The organism is Nitrospiria bacterium, from assembly GCA_036397255.1.
Lineage (GTDB): Bacteria > Nitrospirota > Nitrospiria > DASWJH01 > DASWJH01 > DASWJH01.
Map to the genome: position 1 here is coordinate 13,276 of DASWJH010000087.1, position 18,516 is coordinate 31,791.

The window sequence follows — 18,516 nt, forward strand, 5'->3', positions numbered from 1 at the left end:
AAAAGTTCTCCAGGTATCATTTCAAAACATGTGGGGGTTAACACCTTCAGGTCGAATGGACCGGGAGTGCATAGAAGAGCTTTTTTTATTCGAACCCCCGTTAGTGACCCATCACTCGTCTACCCCGGAATACCCTCCCGGCCAAAAGGCTTCAGCCAAACAATGAGCTGGGGTAACAGGGTCAAGGCAGAAATTAATGCAATGATCATTGCCAAACCGGTGAGGAGACCAAAATAAATGGTAGGAATAAAATTTGAAAAAATTAGAATTGAAAACCCAATGATGATGGTAATAGATGTATAAAACATGGCATAGCCGATACTCCCATGACATCGGTTCATGGTTTGTGAATAGTTTTTATCCTTTTGAAACTCTTTTCTGAATCGGTGAATATAATGAATGGTATCATCCACTGCAATGCCTACGCTTATGGCGGCAATGGTAATCGTCATCATATCCAGGGGAATTTTCATCCACCCCATAAACCCTAAAACCACACCGATGGACAATACATTGGGGAAAATGGCAATCAATGAAAGGATAAAGGAACGGAATAGAATTAAAAACATGATCATCAAAGCGCCCAACGTGACACCCAGGGTAAGAATTTGAGAACCGAACAAACTCTGGAGCATGTTATTGTACAAAACCAAGAGCCCTGCCAGGTGAACATTTTCTTTTTTTAAACCCAGATCTTCGGTCAAACCTTTTTCAATTTTTTTTAAAAACTCATTCCTGCGGAGATCTTTCTCCGAATCTTTAACACGGGTAAAAAACCGCAACTGGTTATATTCGACAGAAACATAAGGCGTCAAAATCAAATCACGGTACCTCTCCGGCAGCTCATGGTAGACCAGTGCCAATTGAAAATTATCCAAAGGCTTCCCATCATTCAGGTTTTCTCCCACTTTGAGCATGGTACCCAGGGATAAAACTTTCCCCGTTTCGGGAATACTGTCCAAATAATTGTGAATGTTCATTACCTGTTCCATTTTATCGGAGGTAAACCAATATTTTGCTTCGTCCTTCACGGCTTCAAATTCTTCCTCAAATTCAGAAAACAGGTCATCCTCGATTCCATTGCCATTCATCTGCTGATGATCCGAAATTACCCCTGGAGATTCCCCTGGAGGTTTTTGCAAATCCACGACGACTTCTAACGGGGTGGTTCCTCCGAGCTGTTGATCGATTGTTTTTAACCCCTGAAAAATCTCTGTGGACTCTTTAAAATAATTAATAAAACTATTCTCTACAATGAGTCGCGAAATCCCAATCCCACTCAAAATTAAAGTTACCGCGCTGACCAAAAGGATAAGGGTTCCATGTTGCTGGGTGAATTGAGCAAGATAATTTGTTAGCCTGAAATGAGATTCAAAAGACACATTAGGGGTCCGTTTTTTAAGGAGCACCATCACGGTTGGAAAAATTAGAAATGTTAATAAAAGGGAAATTGAAATTCCTGCACTCATCATCCACCCAAAGTTAATCACAGGGAGAATATCAGAAAAAATCAATGAACCAAAACCAGCAATGGTGGTTAAAATTGCAAACGTACAAGGTTGTGCCATGGAACGGACTGTATCCAGGACCAATTGCTTCTGCTCCCAATCGGGATTTTTCTGGGCCAGTTCACGGTATCGAACAATTAGATGAATCGTTAACGCCATCGTTATTATGAGTTGCAAAGAAATAAAATTGGATGAAATCACGGTGACTTCCCAACCAAACAACCCCAGCAATCCAAGCATGGCCACCGCAGAGAATACCACACAGATTAGAGGTAAAAAGACCCACCGGATTTGTCCAAATATAATCATTAAGGTAATGATAAGAAAAACCGTCACTCCAAACCCGAAAACCTTTAAATCATTCTTGACAAAGGAAATTAAATCATCCGCAATCATATTAACACCACCCAAAAACAATTCCGCGTCTTCCCGATAACGATCCATAACCGATCGAGTGTTAAGAATCAATTGATGCTGTTGGACCCTATTCCGGGTTCGATGGTCCTTAAAATCCTGTAACACCTTTTGGTACGCCCTTTTTTCTTCTGTATTGAGGTTTTCTTTTTTCCTTTTTGCATTAAAATGATTCCGGCGGTCCAAAAGTTCGAAATAGACTTCATCCGTCGGTAAGTTCAAAAGAAGCGCAGAGGTTTTTAAATCAGGACTGACAATCAGGTTTCTGTATATAGGGCTCCTGGCCAATTCCTGACGAGCTAGGTCCTTATCCACCATGGGCGATTCTATGGTCTGAATATTCTTCACCAGTTCTTTCACCGGCCTGGGGGGGCTTTCAAGGAGAGGAACATCCAATAAAGAGGTAATGGATTCCACCCCATCCAGGTGAGTAAGGTCCTCTTTTAATTTTTTAAGGTTTTTAAGAGATTTCTCAGAAAGGAGATCATCCTTTGGCTGGTACGTCACAATAAGAAAATCACGGACCCCAAATCGGGAATAAACCAAACGGGTAAAATCCAGGTCTTTGTCACCCTCAAGCACTAAGGTTTCAGCAGACGCATCAATAATCAGGTTTTTGGCTTGAAAGCCTAGAAATAAAATGGAAAGGCAAATCAGAAGGAAGATTATTTTTGGATAGGCTAGGATGACCTTATCGTAAAAACGGATCAGCATCGATCATCACTTTACCACATCCTCATTTTTTTTTACGGTATTAATACTAAATTCCTCAGGAGATTTTAACTTTTTAAGAAGATCTGCTATGGTCCCTTTCCTCAGTTCCCCGTCAAATTGGGAACGATAGGTTTTAATGATACTGACCCCTTGGATTTCAATATCATATATTTTCCAGTTATTTTTTAAATTGTGTAATTTGTAAAGCATGGAATACCGAGTATCTTTGGAAATCAAATAAGTGGGTAATTGACCCTTTTTACCCTTAAAAATCGCAGGCTCGTATTCCACCTTTTCATCGGTGTAAAGGTCTAATTTATCCACATAAGATTTTTGCAATTGTTCCCTAAATAAATGGATAAATTCCTGCTGTTGATCCCGACTGAACCCCAACCAATACTTTTTCCCAAGACTCAATTTAGCCATCGATACAAAATCAAAGGTGGCGTTAACAATAGGAATGATTTTCTCATTCCGTTCCTGTTTCCCTAAGCTCTTGTCCCGTAAAATGGAAACCACTTGGTCCACCTTACCCTTGATCAACTGCTCAACCTCAGTTGCATCATCGGCCAAAGCGGAAACCCCTAAAAAAAGAAAAAAGATTAGGGGATAAACCCAGTATTTTAAGATCATTCCTTTATCTCCTTTTCTCTCTTTTGTTCATAGGCATCTCTAATAAAAATATAGAGATCCAAAGCATCTTTTTTAATACTTTCATATTCCCCTATATGAAGGGATGAATAATTGATGGTTTTATAAGACCGAATCCCTAAAACCACCTCCCAATAACCCGCATAACAGGTGCCTATATAACAAACCGGATCTAAATAAAAATCCCCAATCAATCCAATAAAATCACGAAGATTGGAGGGACCCAGGATCGGAAGAACCAGATGAAAACCCCCTCCAATACCATAAAAACCTAGAGTCTGGCCAAAATCTTCCGGATAGGGATTCAGATCAAACCAATGGTCTGCTGGGTCCCAAAATCCGCCCACTCCAACCGTTGAATTTACCCCAAACCGTACTAATTCAACCCCGGCCTGTTTGAATTTTAATTGTAAAATATTATTTACAAAATGCATAGGAAATAGGAGGTTATTAAAAAACCGGCTGATGGATATCCTAAACATTTCCGGGAATACAAAACGGTAACCCCGGGCGATGGGTTTTAAAAGGTAAAAATAAAACGTGTCATTGACCTGAGTCATAAAACGGTTATACCCACTGAGAGGATCAAAAGCCCCGGAATTGGCCCCAATTTCAAATTCTTTTTCAAACTCCGCGCCAAAATCCTCATCAAAGAAACCATCCTGATCTTCCTGACTAAAAGGAAGGTCACTCGACACAGGTGCTTCAGGATCCGAACCCACCTGAGCGGAAAGAGGAAACCTTCCAGGGGAAAGGTCGAGAAATTCAAAATCTTGCGGTTCCCTAAAATAGTGTAAAAATAAATTAGAAGGGGGGCCCAATTGATGATCACTAAAACTCAGATGTACCCGTGCATCGGGGGCCGGAACCCAAATCCATTGAAGGCTTAAAATTAAAAAAAGGCATTGAACAATTTTTCTCACAACATTTTTCTCCCCCCTTTACAGAAAACCGCAATGATCCGGGTCTCCTTACCAAAGCCAATTTTTAAGGTGGGTCGGATTTTGAAAAGTTTTTAAAAGAAACTTACTATCCCCTATTTTCGCCCCGTTCCACTATCCCATTAACGCTTTAATAGATCCCTTCTTCTCTTAGAGGGATGGCCCCTGAGGGGGTTTCCCCCAGAAATTCCTTACCATCAGTCGAAAAGAAAAATTTTTTTAAAGAAACTCCTTTTCATTTTACCACGTTCAATCAAAAGGGGCGATTTTCTTAAAAAAGAAAAAAACTAACCAGAATTCCCACAACTTTTCCTCCCCTATAAAAAAGGGGCGGGGGCCGGCTAACTTTAAGTAAGGTCGAAGGTTAAATTGGATCAATCAAAAAGGAACTGGAAAGGTAATGAATCCATTTCAAGAAGGGTTTCAAAACAATAAGAGAAAAAGGGAATTGGTGGTCCCAACGGGGATCGAACCCGTGTTTCCGGCGTGAGAGGCCAGCGTCCTAGGCCGCTAGACGATGGGACCCTTTTATTATTGATTTGCATTTCCAACTCTTTCTTCCATCATTTCAACCGTGGGAAGAAAGCGTTAAGTTATTCCCCCCTCAAAAAATTCTTCCCGGCTTTGTAGATTAGAAAACATTTCAATGAGGTCGTTATTTTTCAAAATTTTTTGAAGCGTTCTCCGGAGAACCTCCTCTTCTTCCTGAACCAATTGTATCCGTTCAGGGCGGGAAATATCGAAATAGGTCATATCCCCGTGAGTCAACCGAGCCTTAAAATTCATCATCTCGAACGTTTTCTCCGTTAAAAGATCTCTTTCTTTTTTATCTTTTCCAAGAAAATGGGATAACCTTTGAGCCATCACCCGTGTAATTTTTCCCCTACTTGGTTTATATAAAACCTCTAAAGCAATGGTAAAATAAATGACCCTGGAATCAACATTGGCACTGCGGTAACCTAGGTCAAAATAACGCAGCGTATTGAAAATTCGCCTGTACTTATATTCATTTTTCAGTAAATGGAGAAGTTTATTAAAAAACTCTTTTGCCGCAAAGATATCTTCTTCAACAAAACGGTGGATGGCTTTAGAGGTCCGAATCTGAAACCCTATCATCCGATACTCTGCAAAATCAAACGGAAATTTTTCTTTTAAAGAAGGGGTATGAAATATCATTTTAAAACCTGCACTACAAGATTGAACCACTCGAAGGGCAATTAAAAAGGTAATGGCAGGATCCTCCGCTTTATAGATCATTTCCTGAATAGAACGAAACCCCTCGCCAGGCCAATCATATCTCAAGCAATAGGCATCCTTTGCCTCCTTTATAAATTGGTCTCCATAATGGCGCTTGAAATAGCTATGTCCGAAGGTCCTATAATCCACATCAAATTTTTTAGGGAATTTGACAAGACTAAACCCCTCACCGAGTTCATATTCCTTCGAAAGTCGGTGGTTAAAGTTGACGATTGGAATATAAATAAGGTTATCTGCCAACCGATGACCACTCCATTCGGTTTAGGTCCTGCGGCTCTTTGGGGTTTACCCCAACAGGGAAAATCCCATGGGTCTTTCTGTTAAAGAGGAAAAGAGAAAAAACCATTGAGGGATCATCTCCCGTTAGGTGGGAAAACTTGATAAAAAAAGAAAGCCGAAAGAAAAAAATAAATTCCACACTGAACAAGCAATGAGAAGCCTATTTCATTTTTAAAAAAGGTTTTCTTTTTCACGATTGGAAATTCTAACCCGATCTTCCTCTCAACGAAAAAAGAAATGGATTAAAATAAAGACAGTATACTATAACAAAGACGAGAGAGAAACTCAAAACAAAATTACCCGGCATTTTCTGATATCACTCTTCCAGGGGAAAAAGAAGCCCTTTTCAACCACCTTCAAACCGTAGTATATTGCCTATTGAATCTAGAATTTAAAAGATTGAAAGTATTAACCGATGATTCCCTCTGAAAGCATAAAATTCCTCGGCTTGGAAACGGGTTTTGACCTGGTGGGAATAACCACTGCTGATCCCTTAGAAACCGATGAAAATTATTTGTTGAAATGGATTCAAAAGGGGTTCTCAGGGGATATGGCTTACATGTCTCGGATCCCTCAAAAAAGGGCAAGGCCCACACAAATCCTCCCGTCAGCAAAAAGCACCATCGTATTGGGGTTAAACTATTATTCCTATTCGGAAAAAGAGCCGCCTCCTTCGCAGGAAAAATTGGACGGGTTGAAAGGACAGGTCTCAAGATACGCCTGGGGAAAGGATTATCACTTAATTTTTGAGGCCCGTCTAAAACAATTTGAGAGTTCCCTCCGAAAACAGTGGGGAAATGGATTGGAAACCCGATGGTATGTGGATTATGGGCCCGTTTTGGAAAAAGCGTTGGCTCAGAGGGCGGGATTGGGTTTTATCGGGAAAAATACTTTATTGATCTCAAACGCGTTTGGGTCATGGATCTTTTTGGCGGTACTCTTGACGAATCTCGAGATTGAAGACAATCAACCCGAGATTAATCGTTGCGGTAATTGCAGACTTTGCTTGGATGCTTGTCCCACGGGTGCCCTTGTAGCCCCTTACGCACTGGACGCCCGCCGATGTATTTCCTATCTGACCATTGAGAATAAGGGACTCATAGACCCAAATATTCGGCCTTATATGGAAAATTGGGTTTTTGGATGTGACATCTGTCAAGAGGTTTGCCCATTTAATTCCCAACCGGTTCAGACAAAAGAAAAAGCTTTTCAACCCTCCGAAGGGGTCGGACCCTTCTTATCCTTGAAGGCCCTTTTCTCCATTAAAACAGAGGCCGACTTCAAAAAACAACTCCATCGGACCCCTTTACTACGGCCAAAACGCAAGGGATTGCTCCGAAATGGGGCAGTGGTTCTTCAAAATCAACATGAGGCAGGAGGAGCCCATTCCTTTGCACAGGAAGCCTTAGAACAAGAATCCGATCCATTGGTCAAAGCGCATTTGCATTGGGCCAAGGACCCCATTGAAAAAACAATCAATCCCGTCTTCCAACAAGGAAAAAAGAAATGACCCCAAAAGAAGTCGCGGAGGTACTAGAAGAAATTGCAATTCTCCTGGAGTTGAAAGGGGAGAATCCGTTTAAGTATAGAGCTTACCTCAATGCCGCCCGGACCATTGGTCTTTTAGGCGAAGACCTAAACGCTATGATCACACGTGGGGAGATTCAAAAAGTCAAGGGAATTGGAGAGGCATTGGCAAAAAAAATTACCGAATTGGTTCAAACGGGAAAACTTTCCTACTATGATGAACTGAAGAATTCAATCCCGCACGGGCTTTTTGATATTCTTAAAATTCCAGGACTTGGTCCCAAAAAGGTGAAAACCTTTTACGAAAAATTGGGAATTAAAAACCTGGGAGAGCTGGAATACGCCTGTATTGAAAATCGATTGGTGGGTTTGGAGGGGTTTGGGAAAATAATGCAGGAAAAAATTAAAGACGGCATCCGATTCCTCCAAAAAAATTTAGGCCAACACCTTTTTGCAGAGGCGGAGGCAGACGCCCTTGCCATTCTAGATGAAATGCAAAAACAAAAACATGTTCAGGAAATCAGTTTAGCCGGAAGTCTGAGGCGTAGGAAAGAAATCGTTAAAGATATTGATATTATCATCGGAACAGATCATTCCTCCCAGGTCATGGAATATTTCACCCATTTGCCCCAAGTGGAAAAAATCACTGCTCACGGAGAAACCAAATCCGTTGTTCAATTAAAGTCCGGAATTTCTGTGGATTGCAGGACAGTAAGCCTTTCCGAATTTCCCTTTGCGCTTCACCATTCCACCGGAAGTAAGGAACACAATACTGCTCTCCGGGGGAGGGCAAAAAGCATGGGCATTCTAATGAATGAATATGGCCTCTTTAGAAACGAAACCAAAATCGAATGTAAAGATGAGCCTTCCATTTTCTCGGCATTGGGACTCCCTTTTATTCCCCCGGAACTTCGAGAGGGAATGGGAGAAATTGAAGCCGCGGCTTCGGGAACCCTTCCTAAACTGGTCCAGGTACGAGATATCCGAGGAATTTTTCACAATCATACCAGGGAAAGTGATGGCAGCGGATCACTTCGCGAGATGGTAGAGGGAGCTCAAGCTTTGGGATATGAGTATATTGGGATTTCCGATCACAGCCGTACAGCATTTTATGCTCATGGGCTGGAAATTGAAAGAATCAAAAGGCAACACCAGGAAATTGAAGCGCTACAACAAAAAGTACGTGGAATTCGAATTTTTAAAGGAATTGAATCAGACATTTTACCCGATGGCTCACTGGATTATCCCGATGAAGTCTTGGAAACCTTCGATTTTGTTATTGGCTCCGTCCACAGCCGTTTCAATATGAACGAATCAGAAATGACTGCCCGGGTTCTAAGGGGAATGCAAAATCCATATATCACTATCCTGGGTCACCCCACCGGTCGATTGCTTTTATCCCGGAACCCTTTTCCCCTCAATATGAATAAGATCTTAGACGCCGCGAATGAATATGGGGTTGCCATTGAAATGAATGCGAATCCTCACCGCCTGGACTTGGATTGGCGTTTTGGGAGGCAGGTCAAACAAAAAGGAGTTCAAATTTGTATTAACCCCGATGCTCATAGCTTGGAGGGATTAAAAGTGATTCCCATCGGGGTGGGAATTGCAAGGAAGGGATGGCTTTCCAAAGAAAATGTCTTGAACACCCGATCCAAAACTCAAATGGAACGATACCTCAATGAAAGAAAAAAAAGGGAAAGGGTTTAAAAAAAACTGAAATTTAAATTTAAGCAAAATCCAAGACAACCCCGGGTCCTTCTCAAACCAATATTTTCACGCTCAAAGGTTTTTTAAACTCGATGGAAGGTTTTTCACGCGGGAAACCGTCGCCTCAAATAAAAAATGATAAACCTCCGCATGACGCTTGGCTTCCCAAATATTGTCTCCCCATATATAAGCCCCATGATCTCTTACCAAAATGGCAAAAATATCTTGGTAAGCTTCATTTTTTAAAATGTCATGAATCTGTTGGAGGAGCTCGGATTCTTGGGGGGTGTTAAAAATGACTGGAACCAAATGTTTGTCATGGTTGTTGACCCCTTTAATTCCCTTTAACATTTCAAACCCTTCTATCACCACGTGAGCATTTCCCAAAGCCAAATCCCCGGCTAGAACAGCAGATAATGCATGGCTATGCATAACAGAACCGGCATTCCGATTTTTGACCAAAGAACAGAAGATGGGACTACATTCAGATAATCTCAGGGATTTGTCTTTTGGAAAACGAAGAATATCTCCACTGGAAGGATGCACCGTAAAAAGGTGGTGAGGTTCCACACGTTCCTTGTGGACACCCGTTGGGGCCATTATAATTTCTCCTCCCTTTCCAACAGTGCAAATGCCTCCCCCCGTTCCCGAAACCCACCCTTTTTCGTAAAACAGGCGGAGAAACTCGCAAAGGAGTTTTCTTTGATTGGGTTGAGAAGATAATTTCCCCACGAAACATCACCATGATATAAATTTGGAAAAGAAAAATCCAAATAGAAGGTTTTTAACCTGAATGACCAATTTCAATGGATCGGATTTGGTTTTTAGAAACCGCCATAAAATTATATCTTTCACTGGTTCCTTTAATGGATGCATTTTTTACATTCAGAAAATAGGGGGTTAGGCTCAAAAATTCAGCAGGGTCCTCCCCGATAATATGGGCGGGCAAGAAAACCTCTCCGCCTATTTGATATTCAACAGCACGGACTTTGACCCCAACAAACCGGCCGGTGTGAACGACGCTATAATTTCGCTTAAATTCTTCCATTGCCTGGACATAAGAAATAAGGTTTTTATTAATAACCAACAAGGCCCCTTTTTCAATGGGTTCCATGGAATCTACTTCCAAAAGTGTCATAAATTGTTTCTTTTCGTTTAATACATCGGATATCCGGGTTTTGGGTGAGTAAACCCGAACGTAACCAACATAACGACTTCCAGAAAGATTGACACGCACCTTAACTTTTTTATAAGAAGTTTGCTCTTCTTGAATTTCCATTCTCGTCCTCCATCGAATTGCTTGACCGGTTCTTACCCTGGTTGACCGGAACAGTATGGGCAGATCTTCCAATGACTTCGCAATGTTTTTCCACAAATCCTACAACTAAAATTTAAAGAGAGACCACACAAAGGGCAGGAACGAAAATGAGAAGACAACGTCTCCCCACAACCTTGGCAATAAACCGGCATATGATTTTCAACATCAATCACACGGTAAAGCTCGGACAACGAGGTTTGACCGGTCTTTACTTTTTTTAAACCCTCTTCCCCCAAGTTGGACATGCCTTGTGAGATGGCTTCCTCCCGAAGTTCTACACCCGAACATCCTTTCAGGATCAAATCCCTAATCCTTGGGCCAAGTTCCATGATTTCAAACAAACCCAAGCGTCCTTTATATCCCTGTTCTCCGCACCCTTGACATCCCTGGCCCCTATAAAAAGAATAATTCTCAAGGTTTTTTTCCTGAAGACCGAGCCTCAGTAATAATGATGGACCGGGAACATCCTCAATTCGACAAAAAGAACATAAAGAGCGAACCAAGCGTTGGGCAATGACTCCCACCAGAAGGCTTGAAACCAAATAAGGAGGAACTCCCAAATCGATCAAGCGGATGACCGATGAAGCCGCATCCCGAGTGTGTAGAGTAGAAAGAACCAAATGCCCGGTCATCGCTGCCCGGAACGCAACTTCGGCGGTTTCTAAATCTCGAATTTCCCCTAACAAAATAATATTAGGATCTTGCCGAAGGATAGAACGAAGGCAGGTGGCAAAACTGAGACCAATTTCAGGATTCACCTGGGTTTGATTGATCCCCTCAAAACAATACTCAATAGGGTCCTCTACGGTAACAATGTTATTGGATTCATCCCGCAAAGCGTTGATCATGGCATACAACGTTGTGGTTTTACCACAGCCAGTAGGCCCGGTAACCAAAATGATTCCACTTCTATGGCTTAATTGGCGTTTAATTTTTTCCAATGCATTATCGGAAAAACCCAACCCATCAAGAGAAGGAGAAGATTGAGATGAATCCAGGATTCTCATTACCACCTTTTCTCCATACTGTGTGGGAAGGGTCGCCACCCGAATATCGATTCCTTGCCCTTTTAAAGGTACACGGAATGTTCCATCCTGTGGCAGTCTCTTTTCAGCAATATCCAGCTTGGACAAGACCTTAATCCGAGAGGTGAGGGGTCCATGAGACCATTTGGGGAGAGTGATCACACGTTGGAGCAAACCATCTACTCGAAACCGAACCACCATATGTTGGTCACGGGGCTCTAAATGAATATCACTGGCTTTGGAATGGATCGCCCGGTCCAAAATTCCGTTAACCATTCGGACCACCGGGGCATGTTGAATAGACCTGGCGAGTTCATCCGCTTGGTTATTATCCAGTCTGTTCGGGGAATCAAAACCAAACTCCCCTTCTCTCTGAATTTTGGCGATGTCATCTGAAAAACCCTCAACATGATAAAATCGATTAATGGTCCGAAGAATATCTCGCGGGGTAGAAATCACAGGACGAACCGAATACCCGCAACAGAAAACCAAATCATTGATGGCTTCGTAAGACAGGGGATCCACCATGGCAACGGTTAAATGTTTTCGTTCCACCTGAACGGGAACCACCAGGTATTTCCTAGCTAGAGATTCGGGAACCAGGAGTAAAGCCTCCGGAGAAATCTCGGTTTGGTCCAAATTTAAAAAAGGAAACCCTAATTGGGATGACAACCCCTGTGCCAATTCGCTTTCGGAAAGAAAATTCAAGATGACCATCGTTTCCCCAATCCGTTTTCCTGTTCGCTTTTGTTCGCCTAGGGCTCTTTCTAATTCCGTGCTCCCGATGATCCCTTGATCTGCCAAAAGCTCTCCAATTCTCCGCTTTCGAATGAATCCCTGGGGTTGCATGGTTCCTCCTCGGCCACACTATAATCATCCCCCCTAAAGTTGTCAAGAAAACAGAAACCCGAATTAAAACATAAAAAACATTATGAACCTCATGAGAAACAGAGAGGGGAATATTGTACAAGGTTATTTTGACGCCCTCATTAATAATCCAACCCTCTTACACGAGGACAAACCGTTAAGGGGTCAGACCCCTCTGAAACCCTTTAAATATCACACTTGATTGATACTTTGGAGGGGAAGACTTTCCGGGGGGGGGGAAATTTTGATGAATCAAACACATCTTTGGAACCCGTGATGGCCCATCAGGGTTTGGAAAAAGAAGGGGACTATCCCTACCGGGGAAAAGCCTCTTTCACACCCCCATCCACTGGGAAAATAGTCCCTGTGGTTTTGGACGCACGTTTGGAGGCTAAAAATAAGACGGCCTCGGCCACATCCCGAGGGAAAACTTTTTCTTTTAGGAGATTGCGTTTGGCATAAAAATTTTCCACCTCCGAAAGAGAAATGCCGTGGGCTCGGGCACGCTCTTTTCGAATCGCTTGATTCCAAAGACCTGAGTCTAAAAATACTCCATCGGGATTGATCATATTTACCCGGACTCCAAACTCCCCGTTTTCAATTGCCAGAATTCGGGCCAATTGGGCCTCCGCGGCTTTTGAAGCGGAATAGGCGCCAAAATCTTTTCCAGGAGCCAAAACATTTTTCGTTGAAATAAAAACAATATTACCCCCAATCCCTTGTGCTTTAAAAATACGAACCGCTTGTTGGGCTACCAAAAAATGACCGGTGGCATTGACTTCGAGGCTCAATTCCCAATCCTCCAGCGAAAGTCGGTCGATGGGACAGGATCGGGCAATCCCTGCATTGGAAACCAAAAGGTCGATTCCCCCGTAGGCTTGAATGATTTTTTCAAAACCCCCTTGGACATCCTTTGGTTCGGTGACATCCATTTTAAGGGCCAACACTTGGGACCGGCCAAACCGGGAGGAAAACTCCTCATCTGCCTGTTTTAACCGGCGGGCATCTAAATCGGTCAGGGCCACCACGGCCCCTTCCTCAAGAAGCCGTTCGGCAATTACTTTTCCAATTCCTCGGGCCGCCCCCGTGACCATGGCCACTTGACGTGAAAACGCTTTTTCAGGAGGCAATAGGGTTAATTTAAAATTCTCCATGGGCCAATACTCAAAATCACAAATTTCCCTAGGCGTTATTGAGACAAAACTGTCCAAAGCAGTTGCCGCTTTAATGACCCCTATGGTATGAAGATATATATCCCGAGTAATGGTTGCAGACTTAGGGTCTTTCCCAATGCTGGCCATTCCAACCCCAGGAATTAAAATCACCCGTGGGTTTGGGTCCAACATGGTAACCCCAGGACTCCTGTACCGCTGGAAATAGGCTTCATAACTTTTTCGATATTGGGAAAGGGCACGTCGAAGAAGTGTACGGAAACGATTATAATTTTTGGAGTTGGGCACCTCGGAAAGGTCCAAAAAAAGGGGCTTGGGTTTAATATGCATCAAGTGATCCGGCGTAAAAGGACCAATTTGAGACAACTGCTTAGAATGCTTTGAATTGACAAATTCCATCACTGAAGGGGAATGGTCCCAAAAAAGAATCATTCGTTGGTTGTGACTGATTTCTCCTCGAATTGTTGGGGCCAGAGCAACCACCGCTTCGGAACGCTGAGCGGAAGAAACACTCTTGAATTTACTTCCCCAAAAAGAACTTTTACGTTTTTGCCGGCCCTGGATGAACCTTTCGGCCCTTGTCACCAAATGGATTGTGCCCAAATAGGCTTCCTTGGCAGTATCTCCCCAGGTAATGAGGCCATGCTTATCCAGAATAAGCCCCTCCAGGTGAGGGTTGGATTGAACCGCTTGGCCAACCCACTTGGATAGGCTAAATCCTGGCCGAATATAACGAACCATTCCCACCCTATCGCCGAAAACTTTTTTAATCATTTCTCGACTCTTGGGTGTATCCGTCAGAGAACAAATGGCATCTGCATGGGTATGATAAATATGAGGTGAAGGAATAAAGGCATGAAGCAAGGTTTCAATGGAAGCCTTTGGAGCCGTGGGATCCAAGGAACACTTGGCTTGATAGGCCACCATTTCCTCATCGGAAAGGTGATCCAAACGCATCAAAGGGAGCAATTCATCCAAACGAAGGGGAGCAAACTGCTTTGCGGTCATGCTTTTCATATCAGACCCACTCCCTTTGATCCAAAGAATTCGCAGAGAACGGCCTGTGTGGTCCTTGCCCGTCACCTTCATGGATGAATTTCCTCCACCCCACACCACGAGGTTTGTGTTTTTTCCAATTAACCGCGTAGTATACAATAGTAGATCTAAACCCTTCAGGCGGTTTGCTTCTTTATCCGACCAGAAACTTTTCATTCCACCTCCTTATAAAAATTTTAAAACCCCTTCTTATTTTTTTTGTTTTTCACGGAACTGTTTCAAACATTCCTGACCGCAAAAATAATAATCTTCTTTTCCAAGGCTTTCATGAATAGCCCGCTCTTTCGGAAGGTAGGTTTGGCATACCGGATCTAACACCATATCAGATCCCTTAATTTGGCTAACATCCTTTTTCCTTTGATGGGAAGTCTTTAGAGACGAAAACAAAACTCGCCATATTCCCCACAAAATGAGGAATCCTAAAGAGAAGATAATGGGAATGATCAAAAAACGGATCATTAGAATATCTTTATGGACTTTCCTTTTTTAGCTGGTTGATTTTTTGGTTTAGCCCTGCACTCATTGCACTTTGAGGATATTCCCGGGCAAAAGCTTCCCAAAATCGAATGGCTTCCGTGGGATCTTTTTTATCATTAAGAAAAATAACCCCCAAATTATAAAGCGCAGTTGCGTGAGAAGGCTCAATTTCAATCACTTTCATTAATTCACGGATGGCTCGATCACTCTCTCCAAGGTTGCGAAAACAACTGGCCAAATCGGTTCGCACATGCGCGTTATTTGGATCCACTTCCAGGGCTTTCAAATACAGATCCCTGGCCTGATCAAACCGTTGAATATCAAAATTGGCATTTCCAAGATAAACCAATGCCTCTAGATCTTTTGGGTCCTTCCTAAAACGCTTCCGCATGTCATCAATTTGGCCCACAAGAAGGGATGTTCCTTTTGAATGAACCGGGGAAGTGGAATGGGGGGATAGATTTCTAAATTCTGGAGAGGTGTGCGTATCCCTATCCTGACGTTGATATGGAACCACCTTACTTTCAAGCCCGGTGGGGACCTCTGCCTGAAAACAAAACCAAAGAATTACTCCTCCTAAAACCAAAGATAAGAGGTGTCCTAGGATTAAAATCCGCAATTTTTCTCCCCTGGCAAAATTCATCCCGATGCCACCTGGGCTTTTAAGCGTTCGGATTCCTGATACATCTTCCGCAAAAATTGCCCCGTGTAGGAATGGTTCATGCGGCTGATCGCTTCCGGGGTACCCTGTGCAATCACTTCTCCTCCCCGCTCACCTCCCTCTGGCCCCAAATCAATAATGTAATCCGCATTTTTTATTACATCCAGATTGTGTTCAATCACCACCACCGTATTACCTGCTTCCACCAAGCGGTTGAGAACATCCAACAACTTTTGAATATCCGCAAAATGTAATCCCGTGGTTGGCTCATCCAAAATGTAAAGGGTCATGCCGGTTTCACGTTTTGAAAGCTCTTTGGCGAGTTTGACCCGTTGGGCTTCCCCCCCTGATAAGGTGGTTGCGGACTGTCCCAACGTGATATACCCCAAACCAACCTCCCAAAGGGTATCCAATTTGTTTCGGATCATTGGAATGTGTTGGAAAAAAAATCGGTTTTGATCAACCGTCATCTCCAAAACCTCAGCAATATTCTTACCTTTATATCGAATATCCAACGTTTCACGGTTATACCGCTTTCCTTTACACACTTCACAGGTTACATAAAGATCAGGCAAAAAATGCATTTCAATTTTAATGAGCCCATCCCCCTGACAAGCCTCACACCGCCCTCCTTTAACATTAAAACTGTAACGCCCAGGAAGGTAGCCACGCATTTTCGATTCTTGAAGTTGAGAAAAAAGATCCCGGATATGGTTAAATAAACCTGTATAAGTGGCAGGATTGGATCGCGGGGTCCGTCCGAGAGGGGATTGATCAATATTAATGACCTTATCAATTTCCTCAATACCTTGAATCTCCCTGCACTCTCCGGGTTTATCAGAGGACCGATAGAATTTTTGCGCTAAATGTTTGTAAAGAACCTCAAAAATTAACGTACTTTTCCCAGACCCCGAAACCCCCGTGACCGTTGTTAATAGACCCAATGGGATTTTGACATCGATATTTTTCAAGTTATTCTCTCGAGCCCCCAGGAGGTTAAGAAAACGCCTTGGGGACCGATGCCGTTTCGGTACCGAAATAACCAATTCCCTACGAAGGTATTTTCCCGTTAAGGACTTTGGATTCGCCATAATCTCTGAGGGCTTCCCTTGGGCCACGATTTGTCCCCCATGAATTCCGGCACCAGGCCCCATATCAATCACGTAATCGCAGGATTGAATGGTTTCTTCATCATGTTCCACCACCAAAACCGTATTCCCCAAATCCTGGAGTTTTTTCAAAGTTTTCAAAAGTCGAACATTATCCCTTTGATGGAGCCCAATGCTGGGTTCATCTAATATATAAAGCACTCCAACCAGGCTGGATCCGATCTGTGTGGCCAAACGAATCCGTTGACCTTCACCCCCAGAAAGCGTTGCTGCGGTCCGATCCAGTGTCAAATATTCCAGTCCCACATTTTTTAAAAAACCCAAACGCTCTTTAATTTCTTTTAGGATAGGAGAGGCAATCACCCTTTCCCTCTCATTTAAATTAAGATCCAGAAAAAAGACATGGGCTTCTTGAATCGATAAGCGGGAAACCTCTGCAATGGATTTCCCGGAAATTTTTACCGAAAGACTTTCTTTTTTGAGTCGATTTCCGTGGCAATGAGGACAGGGATGGCGACCCATAAATTCAGAAATTTCTTCGCGGATATAGGCCGAATCCGTTTCCCGGTACCGGCGGGCAAGGTTTCCGATAATGCCTTCAAAAGGTTTGTTGTAGAAATGTCGTCGTCCTTCCCGCTCATAATAAAATTTAATTTCCTCCTTTCCAGATCCAAAAAGCAGGACTTGGCGATGCTCCTCCGTCAGCCGGTTAAAGGGGACCTTTAAATCAAACCCATAATGCTGGGCAAGCGATTCTAACATTTGATAGTAAAAGACCGAACTTCTTTTTTCCCAGGGACGAATAGCCCCTTCACGAATGGAGAGATCGGGGTTGGAAACGATTAATCCGGGATCCAAATCCATTTTAGTTCCCAAACCATCACACTCCGGACAGGCCCCATGAGGGCTATTAAAAGAAAAGATCCTGGGGGTTAATTCCGGGTAGCTGACCCCGCAATCAATGCAGGCCAAACGCTCGCTGTAAAGGGAATCCCCAACCCCTTCCTGGTTGATCAGAACCACCCCTTGGGTAAGCTTCAGAGCCAGTTCCAGGGAATCCGCCAAGCGTTTTTCCACTCCATCTTTAATCGTTAAGCGGTCCACAATTATTTCAATGGTGTGTTTTTTATTTTTTTGAAGTTGAATTTCCTGGGATAGGTCATAAAGGGTTCCGTCAATCCGGGCTCGGATAAACCCGCTTTTTTGCATCTGTTGGAGCTCTTTTTTATATTCCCCCTTTCTTCCCCTAACAATGGGGGCCATAATTTGAATTCGAATTCCCGGTTTTAAAAGCATTAATGAATCCACCATTTGCTCAATGGTTTGGGCCGTAATTTCTTTTCCACAGGTATAGCAGTAAGGTCTCCCCACTCTTGCAAAAAGGAGTCTAAGATAATCATAAACTTCGGTAACGGTTCCCACTGTTGACCGGGGATTTTTACTGGTGGTTTTCTGTTCGATGGAAATTGCAGGTGAAAGGCCTTCGATGGAATCCACATCCGGTTTATCCATCTGCTCGAGGAATTGCCGGGCATAAGCGGAAAGGGATTCTACATACCGTCTCTGCCCCTCCGCATAAATCGTGTCAAAAGCTAAGGAAGATTTTCCCGAACCGCTCATTCCGGTAATTACCACGAATTGGTTTCGGGGAATCTCTACATCAAGATTTTTTAGATTATGTTCTCGGGCCCCTTTAACCAGGATGGTTTTTTTTTCCATATCATTCACAAAAAAACACCTTAAATGCTTCCCATTTTAATAGGTAAACGAGAAGCATAACATGCAATAGAGAATACAGTAAAGGAGATTGTCGTTCCGAAAGTGAGGGTA

General features: G+C 43.0%; 12 protein-coding genes and 1 tRNA gene. 2 read left to right on the top strand and 11 right to left on the bottom strand.

Features of this window, described 5'->3' with window-relative positions:
• Positions 1–119: 119 nt before the first annotated feature.
• From VGB26_11585 to VGB26_11605, 5 genes are all read right to left on the bottom strand, one after another.
• Complete coding sequence (locus VGB26_11585; GenBank protein HEX9758419.1) at positions 120–2,636, bottom strand: MMPL family transporter; 2,517 nt, start codon at positions 2,634–2,636, stop codon at positions 120–122.
• Positions 2,637–2,642: 6 nt separating this feature from the next.
• Positions 2,643–3,269, bottom strand: a complete 627-nt coding sequence (locus tag VGB26_11590) for an ABC transporter substrate-binding protein (GenBank protein HEX9758420.1) — start codon at positions 3,267–3,269, stop codon at positions 2,643–2,645.
• Positions 3,266–4,210 (bottom strand): VacJ family lipoprotein, encoded by a 945-nt coding sequence (locus VGB26_11595; GenBank protein ID HEX9758421.1) that lies wholly within the window; start codon positions 4,208–4,210, stop codon positions 3,266–3,268. Before VGB26_11595 ends, VGB26_11590 begins: the two co-directional genes overlap by 4 nt.
• 467 nt (positions 4,211–4,677) lie before the next feature.
• Positions 4,678–4,753: transfer RNA gene (locus VGB26_11600), tRNA-Glu, on the bottom strand.
• Positions 4,754–4,816: 63 nt separating this feature from the next.
• The gene (locus VGB26_11605; protein ID HEX9758422.1) at positions 4,817–5,725 is read right to left on the bottom strand and encodes a hypothetical protein; all 909 of its coding nucleotides are present in this window, start codon (positions 5,723–5,725) and stop codon (positions 4,817–4,819) included.
• A 454-nt stretch (positions 5,726–6,179) separates the two neighbouring features.
• Here VGB26_11605 and queG point away from each other — a divergent pair, with 454 nt between their 5' ends.
• Both queG and polX read left to right on the top strand, forming a co-directional pair.
• A complete protein-coding gene (gene queG / locus VGB26_11610) occupies positions 6,180–7,274 on the top strand; it encodes a tRNA epoxyqueuosine(34) reductase QueG (protein HEX9758423.1) in 1,095 nt (364 codons plus the stop codon).
• A complete protein-coding gene (gene polX, locus VGB26_11615; protein ID HEX9758424.1) occupies positions 7,271–9,001 on the top strand; it encodes a DNA polymerase/3'-5' exonuclease PolX in 1,731 nt (576 codons plus the stop codon). The genes queG and polX overlap by 4 nt, the downstream gene beginning before the upstream one ends.
• A gap of 72 nt (positions 9,002–9,073) precedes the next feature.
• Here the strand turns inward: polX and mtnB are convergent, their stop codons facing one another.
• From mtnB to uvrA, 6 genes are all read right to left on the bottom strand, one after another.
• Positions 9,074–9,733: a methylthioribulose 1-phosphate dehydratase gene (gene mtnB, locus VGB26_11620; protein ID HEX9758425.1), complete on the bottom strand. Its 660-nt coding sequence runs from the start codon at positions 9,731–9,733 to the stop codon at positions 9,074–9,076.
• Between the two features lie 52 nt (positions 9,734–9,785).
• Positions 9,786–10,280, bottom strand: coding sequence for a hypothetical protein (locus VGB26_11625; GenBank protein ID HEX9758426.1), 495 nt, complete (start codon positions 10,278–10,280; stop codon positions 9,786–9,788).
• A gap of 32 nt (positions 10,281–10,312) precedes the next feature.
• Positions 10,313–12,193: an ATPase, T2SS/T4P/T4SS family gene (locus VGB26_11630; protein HEX9758427.1), complete on the bottom strand. Its 1,881-nt coding sequence runs from the start codon at positions 12,191–12,193 to the stop codon at positions 10,313–10,315.
• 332 nt (positions 12,194–12,525) lie between these two features.
• Entirely contained in the window at positions 12,526–14,595 is a 2,070-nt protein-coding gene (gene rhaD, locus VGB26_11635; protein HEX9758428.1) for a bifunctional rhamnulose-1-phosphate aldolase/short-chain dehydrogenase, read from the bottom strand.
• 313 nt (positions 14,596–14,908) lie between these two features.
• Entirely contained in the window at positions 14,909–15,559 is a 651-nt protein-coding gene (locus tag VGB26_11640) for a tetratricopeptide repeat protein (protein HEX9758429.1), read from the bottom strand.
• The gene (gene uvrA / locus VGB26_11645) at positions 15,556–18,405 is read right to left on the bottom strand and encodes an excinuclease ABC subunit UvrA (protein HEX9758430.1); all 2,850 of its coding nucleotides are present in this window, start codon (positions 18,403–18,405) and stop codon (positions 15,556–15,558) included. The genes VGB26_11640 and uvrA overlap by 4 nt, the downstream gene beginning before the upstream one ends.
• Between the last annotated feature and the right edge of the window lie 111 nt (positions 18,406–18,516).

Bases quoted from the DNA above. Each gene is read 5' to 3' on its own strand.
- VGB26_11585 (HEX9758419.1), bottom strand. From the start codon at position 2,636: ATGCTGATCCGTTTTTACGATAAGGTCATCCTAGCCTATCCAAAAATA.
- VGB26_11590 (HEX9758420.1), bottom strand. From the start codon at position 3,269: ATGATCTTAAAATACTGGGTTTATCCCCTAATCTTTTTTCTTTTTTTA.
- queG (HEX9758423.1), top strand. From the start codon at position 6,180: ATGATTCCCTCTGAAAGCATAAAATTCCTCGGCTTGGAAACGGGTTTT.
- polX (HEX9758424.1), top strand. From the start codon at position 7,271: ATGACCCCAAAAGAAGTCGCGGAGGTACTAGAAGAAATTGCAATTCTC.
- VGB26_11625 (HEX9758426.1), bottom strand. From the start codon at position 10,280: ATGGAAATTCAAGAAGAGCAAACTTCTTATAAAAAAGTTAAGGTGCGT.
- VGB26_11630 (HEX9758427.1), bottom strand. From the start codon at position 12,193: ATGCAACCCCAGGGATTCATTCGAAAGCGGAGAATTGGAGAGCTTTTG.
- rhaD (HEX9758428.1), bottom strand. From the start codon at position 14,595: ATGAAAAGTTTCTGGTCGGATAAAGAAGCAAACCGCCTGAAGGGTTTA.
- VGB26_11640 (HEX9758429.1), bottom strand. From the start codon at position 15,559: ATGAATTTTGCCAGGGGAGAAAAATTGCGGATTTTAATCCTAGGACAC.
- uvrA (HEX9758430.1), bottom strand. From the start codon at position 18,405: ATGGAAAAAAAAACCATCCTGGTTAAAGGGGCCCGAGAACATAATCTA.